Annotated in this window: 8 protein-coding genes and 1 pseudogene; 5 read left to right on the forward strand and 4 right to left on the reverse strand. The window is 57.0% G+C overall.

Annotated features, from left to right (window positions below; genetic code table 11):
* Positions 1–43 precede the first annotated feature (43 nt).
* Positions 44–383 (forward strand): annotated as a pseudogene (locus AABE10_RS30035) (MarR family transcriptional regulator); the annotation flags it as partial.
* A gap of 960 nt (positions 384–1,343) precedes the next feature.
* Here the strand turns inward: AABE10_RS30035 and AABE10_RS30040 are convergent.
* Positions 1,344–1,715 carry a hypothetical protein gene (locus tag AABE10_RS30040; RefSeq protein WP_342936783.1) on the reverse strand — a complete coding sequence of 124 codons (372 nt, stop codon included), beginning with the start codon at positions 1,713–1,715 and terminating at the stop codon, positions 1,344–1,346.
* Positions 1,716–3,047: 1,332 nt separating this feature from the next.
* Between AABE10_RS30040 and AABE10_RS30045 the strand changes: the two genes are divergently transcribed.
* A complete protein-coding gene (locus tag AABE10_RS30045; RefSeq protein WP_342936784.1) occupies positions 3,048–4,199 on the forward strand; it encodes an IS110 family transposase in 1,152 nt (383 codons plus the stop codon).
* An 833-nt stretch (positions 4,200–5,032) separates the two neighbouring features.
* On the opposite strand, the gene AABE10_RS30050 is transcribed toward AABE10_RS30045, so the two are convergent.
* Both AABE10_RS30050 and AABE10_RS30055 read right to left on the reverse strand, forming a co-directional pair.
* The gene (locus tag AABE10_RS30050; RefSeq protein ID WP_342936785.1) at positions 5,033–6,052 is read right to left on the reverse strand and encodes a ParB/RepB/Spo0J family partition protein; all 1,020 of its coding nucleotides are present in this window, start codon (positions 6,050–6,052) and stop codon (positions 5,033–5,035) included.
* Positions 6,049–7,275 carry a ParA family protein gene (locus tag AABE10_RS30055; protein WP_342936786.1) on the reverse strand — a complete coding sequence of 409 codons (1,227 nt, stop codon included), beginning with the start codon at positions 7,273–7,275 and terminating at the stop codon, positions 6,049–6,051. Before AABE10_RS30055 ends, AABE10_RS30050 begins: the two co-directional genes overlap by 4 nt.
* 982 nt (positions 7,276–8,257) lie before the next feature.
* Here AABE10_RS30055 and AABE10_RS30060 point away from each other — a divergent pair.
* Positions 8,258–9,460: a replication initiation protein gene (locus tag AABE10_RS30060; RefSeq protein ID WP_342936787.1), complete on the forward strand. Its 1,203-nt coding sequence runs from the start codon at positions 8,258–8,260 to the stop codon at positions 9,458–9,460.
* A 209-nt stretch (positions 9,461–9,669) separates the two neighbouring features.
* Here the strand turns inward: AABE10_RS30060 and AABE10_RS30065 are convergent, their stop codons facing one another.
* On the reverse strand, positions 9,670–10,257 hold the full coding sequence (locus tag AABE10_RS30065; protein WP_342936788.1) for a hypothetical protein: 588 nt from the start codon (positions 10,255–10,257) through the stop codon (positions 9,670–9,672).
* A gap of 471 nt (positions 10,258–10,728) precedes the next feature.
* Between AABE10_RS30065 and AABE10_RS30070 the strand changes: the two genes are divergently transcribed.
* Entirely contained in the window at positions 10,729–11,430 is a 702-nt protein-coding gene (locus tag AABE10_RS30070) for a type IV secretion system protein (RefSeq protein WP_342936789.1), read from the forward strand.
* Positions 11,427–11,861, forward strand: a 435-nt coding sequence (locus tag AABE10_RS30075; RefSeq protein WP_342936790.1) for a TrbG/VirB9 family P-type conjugative transfer protein, incomplete at its 3' end; no start/stop codon positions are given. The genes AABE10_RS30070 and AABE10_RS30075, both read left to right, overlap by 4 nt.

Raw genomic sequence — 11,861 nt, forward strand, 5'->3', positions numbered from 1 at the left:
TGCATCTGTCTGATGTCAACGCTGCCGGATCCGGCTGAAGCATGCAAAGGGACGCACTGCGGCCAGGCGCGCTACGCAACGGCCGGGCTTCCTCGCGAAGGCAGTCGGCACGCTGCGCGATGAAGAGCAGTCGCTCTTCTATCGCACGCTGCTGAAGACCGTACGCCAGCTGGAAGTGCAAGGCCATATACCGCCGCACCGGATGTGTGTAACCTGCACGCATCTCGATCCGAGCAGAAACCCGAAGAAGATGCCGCATCACTGCAGCATGCTGCTTGATCTGTCGATGGCGGACACTGACCTCCGTCTGGACCGCGGTGCATGAACCGGCCGACGCCGCCACCCAGAAAAAAACCTGGAAGATCTTCGCCCAGCAAGGCTGAGTCAGCAGACGCGCAGCCCGACCGCCGGTGGCATGCGCGCTGGTGTATCGGCCATTTCTTTTGGTGCCCGGGATCGACGTTGGTGTTGCCCCCTCTCGTCCCATTTGTCATTCCATGCCCTCGGCGAGTCGATCAACATATGCAGGCTCATCCGCATGTCCCGTGTTCAACCATCAGCAGCGAAATCCGCTGCAGCCCTCACCCCCGCGATTGGCACGCACGATATCACTGCCGGCACAAAGACCTCACCTTGAGACAATCTTCGCGTGGCCGCCCGGCCATACGCCCGACTACAGAAAACGTAGTATCTGCTACAAATCTTTGAGCGGCGCCCCAGATGAGGGTGCAGAATCGCCGGTTCAGCCCGCCCGATGCAAAGTGCGTCGCATTGATCGTGAAACAATGCCGCCATTCGTTCATTTATTCGCGCAAAATCCGTAGCTTATGGAAACTGCGGCTTTTATTCTGATTGTTTCACGAACCTGATAATCTGCATGAGGTCAGGACGTATCGGGCACCTCTCGCGTGACCATTGCGCCGGGGCTTCGCAGGACGCCTTTCTCGCTCCAAGGGAGCCGCGTCGGAGTTGACATCAGGGACATAATGTCAACTGAACTCAACTCACGATGTCTTTGGGCGGCCGCGCCTAGCTCCTGGCTTACGCGCACGCAGTGCCCCGTCCGCCTAAGCGACGGGAGAATTCTGCGGTGCGCGCACGGGGCCCTGGCTCCCTTCCCGATGCAATCGCTGCGCGACCTCAGGCGACCGGCGAATTGACGTGACCGCTTCGTGGAGCTGTTCGCGCTGACCAGGGTTCGCACGTCGGAGATCGTTCGCTGCCATGCTCAACGGGACCGCTCCGTTCGATCCGAACGTGAGAGACGTTGCTTGGTTCTCCGCCCTTCCCTAGCTGCTGCACTCTGAACGCGTGGCAAAGGTAAATGCAACGGTAGGGTTGCATCAGACGACGCCACCGGTCGGCCGAACGCCGGAGGCGATCGCATTCGCGCGACTGTAGCGCCGACACCATAAAGCCGAGCGGCTGGTAGCAGCGTCGACGCATGGGCTGCGGCCTGCGGCGTTGATGTCGGCCGAGGCGTCGTGCGCCAGCCACAATATGGTCACAGCGACAAGTTTTTGAACTGGCGACTCGTCCTCGCACCTCATGTCCAGCGCGATACGTTCGCGACGCGTGCAGCGGCCGAGCATGTGCTGGTCGACGATGTGTCGCGCGCGCTCGTATCCCTCGTTCGAACGCTTCCTGCTGTGGTCGGTCACGGTGCGTCGCAAACCGCTCAGTTCACTGCTGGTTGACAACTGCCAGGCGCACATGGATTTCCTCGCGGTGCCACACCCGTCCTTCGTGGCCCCGAAAACCCCGCGTGCGAGAGGCTTGTGGCGGCCATTTGCGTCGGCAGAATCGAGCGCCGACACCCAGAAATACGCGGTGCGAACTCCGCGAGCGCCTTCGCCTGGTTCATGACCGTGCGATATCTCGCTGGAAATACGTCGGATGGCGTGATTGATCCTTTCGTTGGCGAGCGGATCGACGCGACACCGGTCGGCCGCGCCTTGCCCGCCACCTTGTGGCGTCGCATCCGGATCTTCACCGACCCGTAATACGCAGCACCGGAGCGGCGTCCCGTGCAGGTCGCGCTGCTGCTGGGCTTCGACGCGAGGGGCTGGCCAACGCCTGCCGCGAGAAAATGTCGCCTGCCCTGCTCGACGACGGCACGGCGATCTGGCAACTGTACGTAACGGCAAGGGCAACCGGGAGCGGATCGTACCCGTCAGACCCGCGACCCTCAACGCGCTGCGCGAGCAAAGGCACGATCGCGGCCTTGACTTCGACTCCCGAATCAGCGGCCCGCTGCTGGCTCCAATGTTCATTCCGTGAACCCGGCGCGCCCGGAAAAAGCGCGCGGGGGAATCCTCCTCCCCTACCATCCCGACTCTATCAAGGTTGAACGGGCACTTGAGCGACTGATCGCCGTGATGCCGGGTCTGACCGCTGGCGAAATGAAGACGGTGGCGTGCATTCTCCGCGTGCCTTCAGGCGCACATTCGGACCGACAGTCAACGACTTGCCGCTAGACGTCGTCCAGCAAATTCCTCGGACACGCGATAAACGTCTTCAATCTACGGGAAAGCAGCGGATGTTGCATGAGGACACCAGCTACTACAAAGGCAAACCTACCGCCCCCACACGGCGCCCTTTGACGGCTCGAGCATGCCGCAGCATCGAATTCACCCCGCTGTGAGCGCGAACGCCAGCGGTCCGTCTGCCTGTGCGATTAGAGGAATGCGGTTCCTTTGCGAGGCACGGGTGGATTTACTTATCGCCCTCTCAGCTGAACTACTGCATGAAGTTTAGTCGGAACGCGCGGATGGAAACCGTTCACTACGCGCATAACCGGCTGGGGGTCACGAAGCCCCATCCGACTGAGCCGAAAAGTCATGTTGTATGGGGCGGGCTCGAATGGAGATCCCAGGTCATCAAATGACAGCTGTTTCGGCTAGATTTCTGCGACGATCCTCGCGATCGTTTCTGTGCGATAGGTCATGGTTTATGGGCACCTAGATACTATGGAAGGGCCGCGGAAGTAAGCCTCCTGGAGTAAAACGAGGATTCCGACGCCCGTTTTCCCCGAGAGGAGTACGCAAATGAATGCGCCTCGCACGGCCCTTCACGGGCAGGATACAACCATCACCGGATCGCTGTATGTCGCCTTTGAACTGGGTGACAAGAGCTGGAAGCTCTCGCTCGGCGATGGGGTGCGCTCGCCGAGCCGCTGCACAGTGGCCGCTGGCGATACGGCCGCAGTCTTCACGGCGATTGCAAAGGCCAAAGCGCGCTGTCATCTGGCCACCGATGCCCCGGTGCGCAGCTGCTATGAAGCCGGGCATGACGGCTTCTGGCTGCACCGCTGCCTGGAAGCACATCAGATCACGAACCTGGTGGTCGATTCAGCCAGTATCGAAGTCAACCGGCGCAGACGTCGCGCCAAGACCGACCGTCTCGATAGCGACAAGCTGCTGTCGATGCTGATGCGCTACTACGGTGGTGAGCGCCGGGTTTGGGCGGTCGCACGTATCCCCACCCCCGAACAGGAAGATGAGCGGCGGATACACCGTGAACTCGATCGCCTCCGGCAGGAGCGCACTGCCCATAGCAACCGCATCCGCTCGCTGCTGGTCCTCCACAACCTGCGGCCCGAGCGAATCGGTGGCCGCGCGTGGGCGCACTGGTGGGCGCAGCACACCACACAGCTGTTGCCAGCCCTGCGCGCCGAGATCGAATGCGAATTCGAACGGCTGTTGCTCGCTGCCAGGCAGATCACGGCGCTCGAGGTACAGCAGCGGCGCGAGGTGCGCAGCGGTGCGCAACCCGCGATTGCGCGGCTCGCCCGCCTTGCGGGTATCGGCACCGGCAGTGCCTGGGTCCTGATCAGGGAACTGTTCGGTTGGCGGCACTTTCACAACCGCCGTGAAGTGGCCGGCTGCCTGGGCTTGGCCCCGACGCCCTATACCAGCGGCACCAGTGAAGTTGAGCAGGGCATCAGCAAGATCGGCAACAAGCGAGCGCGATGGCTGATGGTTGAACTGGCGTGGAGCTGGTTGCGCTTCCAGCGCAGCAGCCAGCTAAGCGACTGGTTCAACGAGCGCTTTGCAGGCGGCGGCAAGCGTATGCGACGCATCGGCATTGTGGCACTTGCCAGACGTCTGGCGGTCGCGCTATGGCGCTATCTGGAATTCGGTGAGATTCCCCTCGGAGCAACCCTCAAGCCACCTGCGAAGAACGTGGCAGCGACCTGAGTAGACAACGTCGAGCGGCAACAGCGTTTGAAGGTTCGGCGCGCCCGGACAGTAAGCGGGTTACCTTCGCAGGCAACCGTAGTTCTAGATGGGGCGCGTTCATAATGGGGTAGTTCCAGCGCCTTGCGCATGCGGTATGTGGTGCCCGGTCTCGTGCCAGCACGGATAGGTTGGTCCGGTCAAGTGTCCGGACTTCAGACACCCCGACCTCACTGCTGTTCTCGCTTGATATGGAGGATTGCAAAACATCTGATCGGCCAGGTTATCCACGGCCGGCCAGCGTCGTGGTCGTAGCAGGCGACCCGCCGGCCGGCCGTGGATAACCTGGCCGCACTCTCGAATGGGAGATAACTAACGGAAAAACGGATCGCGAAAGGGCTTGACTTCCATTGCCCCATAGAAGTCCTCACTGTCGCGAAGCGTCGCGTTCCGAGTGAGAGCCGAACTAACACAAAAGTGCCAGTTATCTATCACTTCCTCAGTTTGCCGGATCGGCAAGTGCCACAAACTGACACTTGAGTGATAGATATCTGACAGTTCGGGAGTCGGTCGCCCCTTGAACTAGCCGCTTTTGCCACAAGCGCAAAGGCGGTCCGTTCGTCAAATTCGGTATAGAAGGCTGCGTCCTTGCGACATCTCGGCATGTCGAGACAATTCATTGAAGGATCTGGCCGCAAGGAAATTCCGGGCGACTGCCATGGCACGACCGTTAACGATAGCATTGAGCCACGCCGATCCGGGGAGAATCTAAGGAGCTAAATGACTGATTTTAAAGAATATCCAACTTGGATGGTGGCGACTGGATTTTCTGCCAGTCGTCTATGTGTTTGATTTTATTCAGTATCCAAGTTGGATGACACTTCGCCTTCTGAATCAAGTTCGCGACGGATGAAGTTTGCGATGCGATCGCCCCACTCTTCCGCCTTTGCCTCGCTGTCCTTTCCTGAAAAACGTAGCCCAATGACACTGCTTCGTACCGTTACGTCACAGAACTTTTTCTTGCCGATGTTTATCGACTTAGCCGACGGCTGGGGCGCCTTGGGACGAGCCGGAGTCGCGAGCGTAAGCGCCCTCTCCTGCGTCATCTCATCAGAATCCATCAGCGCCGCGATCGCACGCGTCACTCCTTCCTCATGTCCCTGTTGAGCCAATGCAGCGAACTTAGCCGCAGCAGTGCCACCCAGTCGATGCGGCTTTACCGCAATCATCTGTTTGGCCGCGGCAGGTAGATTGTCGAAGGACAGAATTCGCGCAACATGGCTTTGTGCTAAACCAGAGGCCCGAATGATGTCTGCCTGCGTGAGACCCAGGTTTTCCTGAATGCGCTGGAACTGCCGATATTTTTCGAAGTCGGGAAGCGACGGAGCAAGCAGGTTCGAGAACGCCGCCCCGAGCTCAACTTCCGTATCGGTGCCGGTAAACGGCACGCCACGAATTTTCGTGCGATTTAGATCGTCTCGGTAGATCGCGACCCGGTTGTTCCCCGAAATGATTTCGTTGCGCCCATCACCTAGCGGCCGATAGACAATCGGGTGAACAAGCGGGTTTGCTTCAAGATTCGCCCGTAGTTCGCCATATTCCTGCTGCGACAGAACTCGCCGACGCCCCGGCACTTCGACGAGGGTAGAAATCTCCACCTCTTCCGAATATGTACTGCCAGAGGATTCCAGTTCCTCGATGCGCTTGATCGCGGCTTGAAGTTCCTTTTCTTTCTCGGCCAACAAGGGCAGGGACGCCATTAACTGGCCGGGGGCGGTTTTAGGCCTGCCCGGCACGTCCTCGTTGACTTTTTGCGGGCGCGGCGATGTTCCAATCGTTGCTGCCTTTGCGGCAAGACGGTCTTTGATGCTCATTCGGCCTCCTGGTTTGCGAGCCAAAGTGCGACAAGCTGCTGGTCGACGATCTCTGCGAATCGATCGTATGCCTCTCGTGCGCGTTGATAGGTTTTCAAGCTTCCTTGATAACGCGAGATGTCATACACCGTGCCAAATTCCGCAGCGGCTGTCTGAGTAACGGCCGTCGTGGGAATTTCTATCGGAAGAACTAGACCTTCGTAGGTCTTGTTGATCCAGTCGCGAACGATCGGCGTCGCGGCTTGGCTCTGGTCGACTTTGGTCAGAAGGACGTGAATGAAATCGAAGCTCTTAACGAGTTCAGGCGCAACCTGTTGCATGCTTTCGGAAAGATCCGAAAACAGATTCCAGAATTGGGTCGACGACGCATAGTCGAGCGCACTCGGCGGCGTCGGTACGATAAGTCCGTCCGCCGCCATGAAGGCATTGATCGTCAAATACGAGAGGGCAGGGGGCGTATCGATGATGACAACGTCGTAATCGCTCAGTAGCGGTTCGAGTCCCTTGTTCATAACATTCCAGAACTGAAAGGACTGGTCCTTCGACTGCTTAAACGGTAGAAAAAACTCTGCGCCGAACAACGCCGCACTTGCTGGGACAAGGTCGACCCCGTCCCAATACGTCGGCTGCACAGCGTACTGAAGATCCTCTTCATCGCCATATATCAGCGGGAGCACAGTTTGCTCATCCGAGACCTCGCTGTCGGCAAGGATTCCATGAAGCGCAGACAGTGACGCCTGCGGATCAAGGTCAACCAAAAGAACTCTGCGGCCGAACAATGAGAGACCTTGCGCTAGGGTCATCGCGGTAGTCGTCTTACTGACCCCGCCCTTGAAGTTCCCAATCGCTATCTTTTTTCCCATTACGCCGGCGGGCCGCTTCGAATACGGCCCAATCCGATCGATCCATACTCGCGCCTCAGAAAGCGTAAACTCCCTGCTGCGACTATGACGAAGCGTGCCTTGAGGCAGGTCGGCCTCGGTCCGAGACAGATAGTGCATTCGCTGTCTGTCGATCCGGCACAAGTCGCCCACCTGTGCCGTCGTGAAGACCGGAGGGTTTTTGCGCGGGTGAGGGGCAAGCATGCTCTCGCGTACATCTACGAGCATTCCACTGGCGTTCTCTGCTATAGCCTTGATTGCGCTAAGTGGCATAGGCTTAGGCGCATGCTTCAGCTTTATGGACATCTGCGGCTTTTCAGCACGCCGGACTGCTGTGTTCATCAACGGCTCCCTTATCGATGTAACGACCACCGTCACATGTTTGATTCAACACGTAGAACGAAAAATAGCAGTCAATGTTGAATTTCGCGGAAGCTTAGTTGTTAACTAAGCTAAGTGCAAGTAATTCGTGATTGTTTGCAGACTCTCGGAATCTAGGTTGGTCGGGGATTTCCGCGGTAATCGCGGAAATCACGTTAACTCGTCGAGACCCGCTTGTTGGCCTTCCGTGGTCGAACCGAATGGTCGTTTTCCGCGTTAATCGATCCATCAGAGAAACAACAACTGTTGTTGTTCTTTAAGAAACAACGACTTTAAAACGTTTACGTTCGCCGGAACCTTGCCTGGTAAAGGTTCGCGGGAAGGCAGGTCATGCTCTATGGGGCGAATGGTCAGGCTTTATGGGTCGATGACGGGATTTCAGGTCAGGGTTGATGGGGCGAAAGGTCATGGTTGTTGGGGTTAGGTCAGGGTCTATGGGGGCTCGGGGAGCTAGACTAATAACCTATTGATTTGACGGTAAATTCCGACACTTCTCAAATGCAAAGGTCATGGTCTATGGGCGTCAAGGTCAGGGTTTATGGGGGAAAGGCTGCGCTCCCCACAGACTATGACCTTTCAGCAGCGGCGCTCACGGGCCGAAACCGCACTGGACGCGTCGCGTAGCTCACTTGATCCCTCATACGACGTTACTGTCCGCCCCACAAACCCTGACTTTGACCTGGCCTCATGGGCTATACCCGTAAAGCTCCCCACAAACCATGACCTTTCGCATGCTCTTCTGGCGAAAAGCTCCCCACAAACCATGACCTTTCCCCGGCTCGGACACCGGCCCCACAAACCATGACTTTTCAATAGGCCCGGGTCTACTTCGAAAGGTCAGGGTTCATGGGGAACGCAGAGCGCAAAACAGGAAAAGTCAGTGCGAAAGAGTTGCCGACATGACTTTTAGCTCCTAGAATCCCGGAAGCCTTATGGAGAGTGCATGCCCAACATCAAGCCGCTTGGTCCTCCGCCTAGCGAACTGAAAAAGCACGTTGCCACAGTTCACGTGAGCGGCGAACTGTCGTTGCTTGAGCGGAAGATTGTGAACGTCCTGCTACTTAACGCGTTCGACGATCTCCTCACGAAGAAGCGCCATACGCTGCCCGTGGGCATTCTTTGCACCATGCTAGGGTTCGACAGCAAGAATCACGACGCGTTGAAGCGAGCATTGTTGAAGGTCATGTCGACACCTATTTCTTTCGATCTTCTGCACGACGGTGGCAAAACAGACTGGGAAGCGTCGCCCCTCATCGCATACGCCAGCATCAAGAATGGCCTCTGTTCGTATGAGTACAGCGACTGGCTCGCCGGGAAGCTCGCGAATCCTGACATTTACACCCTGATCAACATCAACGTTCAGCGGCAGTTTAGCGGGGGCTACGCGCTTGCACTTTATGAGAACTGTCTCCGATTCAAACGAACAGGATCGACGGGATGGATCCCAGTGGAAACATGGCGTCGCCTGCTTGGCGCAGATGCAAGCATGTACGATGAGTTCAAGCATTTCTCGGCCGAAGTGATCAAAAAGGCTGTTAAAGAGATCAATCAGGTGTCAAACATCGTCGTGTCTCCCGAGTACAAGCGAGAGGCAAGACGTGTCGTCCAGATACGCTTCCTGGTCGAAGACAATCCTCAAAAGTCGATGTACGACAACGAAGAGGATGAAGAGCAAAAATCTATTCGGGAATCCGATGCATTCAAGCGTCTCACTCGCCTTGGTGTCGGAGACAGACTCGCTATAAGCTGGATTCAACAGGAACCGGATCGAGCGTTACAGACAGCCATTTACGTCGAGGAGAAGGCGAAAAGCAAGCAGATCCGCGGAAACGCTGGAGGTTACGCAAGGACCGTATTCGAGAAGGCCGCTCGCATTGAGGTGGGGCCTGGCAATGAGCAGAGCGGATCGGTTTCCACACGTCCCACAGTTGTCGAAAAGGATATATCTGCCGAAGAACGTTCTCGCCGAACGACTGCAAAAATCAAGTCGTTGACGCTAGCGGAGAAACAAAAGTTCGCCGGCGAATATATGGCGGAAGGCGGAAAGGGAAATACATATCAGCCGGAAACTGGAACGTTCAAGAACCCATTGGAGCGAACGGCTTATACCTCGTGGTTACGCGCAAAGATCGCGGGCGCTGACTGAATTACGCGCATGGCCGATCGCGAGACAATTACAGCGATCAATGCTTACCGCAAAGGAGAGAGCGCACTCGTTTCAGCCTTGGGCCATCCGGATTCTTAACGAATCCTTTGAAGGAACCGCGAATCGCTCCGAAGCCCGAGCGATTCATCGTTGTATTAGCGCATTATCAGTCGCGGCGAGCCATGGCTGCCGCGCACGAACCTGTCCAGTTACGCCTCGGATTTCGGCTTCACGCGTTGAATTTTCGAGTTGCCAGGCCGAGCTACAGTGCTTGCTGTTGGCAGTGGCAGGAACGCGTTGAGGATCTGTTCCAACTCCACTATCCGGGGAGCGACCCGCTCGAAGTTTGGCACGTCTAGACGTAAATACTTTTTTCCGGGAATTATGCTTACCCGCACGCCTTTCCGGATGACTGGCTTCCCGGTGGTTAGCACCGAGAAGACGTCTTCGAGCGAGCAATCGTGGGTGACGCACCTAGCTCGCCGAACAATTTCGGACTCACCCAGCTGACGAGTGAGGGTTTGAAGAATATCGATATTTCTAAAAGAGACTGTTCGATCTCCGAATATATTCAATACTGCTTTGGGAAGTCGGGCGGCGGCGACCATCCTCGACACTTGCGAAAGCGAAATGTCCAGTTCGGTTGCAATGGCTCGTTGACTTGGCCAGAGCCCTTGGTCAAGCACCGAAACATAGAACTTCCCGAGTGCGATGATGGAAGCCTTTGTCGCGCGCAACCGCTTGTGAATCTCGATGGCAGCTTCACGATCGCTCGCCATTTCGTCGTCGCGTTCCATGACCTTTGTCTGTCAGACTGGTGGAAATTGATAAAAAAGAGTAACAATGGTTTTGCAAAAATGTCGTTCGGCTAAGATTATTGCATAATTCGAAAGAGGAACCTGAGCCGGATCAGGTCGCTTTTCATCGTTACCCGCATCTCAGAAACAGCAATAGGCTAAGACTTAAGCTATTGAAAATAAGACGAAAAACTGCGACTACACGCAATGCAAAATCGCCCGTCACCTCCGCCTGTCGAGTGTGAAATGTGTGAAACACTGGGTGGAACGATATTACGCCTTTAAGGCTCAACGACTTCCACCGAAAGCTTCATTTTTTTCGCGTCATTTTGGGTTAGGACCTTGAGCCGGCTCAGGCCATAGCAGCAGTACGCGCTCTGGCAAAAAGCCGTTGTAAATCGCGTCTCTTTTGCGTGACTGGCTTCTCTCCAAGGCTGATTCAATTGAGTCAGCCTAAATGGATCGACCGTCATGCGCTTATTCCGTAGCAAAAAGCAGATTGCCCTCTCAACCGCCCCCGGCGGTTACTCAGAGGACGACCCCGAGAAGATCATCTTCGACATGGGCGCGCGTCTTCGCATCGAAGCCAACCACTGGAAGACGTTCTGCTTCATCCTCGCGATCGTTACAGTGGGGGCGGTCTATAGCCGCAACCCGCCTCCATCCGTCGTCAAGGCATATGGTGTGTCATCGGACGTCAACGGCCATGCCGTCGTGACGCAGCTGGCCGCCTATAAGCCGGACGATCAGGCGATCCGTACGTCCCTGCGCGAAACCGTCGAGCGCTGGTTCACCATCGAGCCGGTCCTGACAGACGACATTCAGACGTCCCGCATGGCGCGCAACATCAACGGCGTCAAGGCCATGATGGTGGGGAACGCGCGGAATCAGTTTGGCGACTGGATCAAGGGCGACGCGCCGTTCCAGGCCATTGTGCTGAATCCGAAACTGGTACGTGAGGTGCGCGTCACCAACGTCGCGCTGCTTGAGGACTCCACCGCGGTTGTCGAATTCACAACGACCACGACGCAGTCCCCAACAGATAGGCCTGTTGTTCAGAAGTACGCCCTGACCTTTCGCTATCAGATCGTTCCGCCGACCGCCGAAGATGCACTTGGTGCGAACCCGTTCGGGCTGTTCTATCCGTTGTTCTCGATCCAGAAAACCCAATGATGATCGCCTCCCGCACGCTCACTTCGTGGGTCGCCGCCTTCGCATTCACGGCTGCCATCTGTCCGTCCGCGCATGCCGCGAAGAAGGGGACCGGCGCGCCAACCGCGTCTTTCGATCTCGCCACCGCGATGAGCGATCCGATGAGCCCGGTGAATCCTTATAACGCTGGCTCCGACCCGGTCACCATGCCCGGTGATGCGCGCATGGCCGTTTTCCCATACAGCCGCGACCAGATCTACCGGATCATGACCGCGCCTCTGAAAAACACGACGATCGAGCTGGCGAAGGGCGAGCGCCTGACAATCGATCCGGCGATGGGCGACTCGGTTCAGTGGGTCATTGACACCGATGGCGAAAACCACGTCTTTGTGAAGCCGGTCAAGCCCGGCCTCGTCAACACGCTTCACCTGACTACCAATCTGCGCGAGTAC

The sequence above is a fragment of the Paraburkholderia diazotrophica genome (genome assembly GCF_038900755.1).
Taxonomy (GTDB): domain Bacteria; phylum Pseudomonadota; class Gammaproteobacteria; order Burkholderiales; family Burkholderiaceae; genus Paraburkholderia; species Paraburkholderia diazotrophica_A.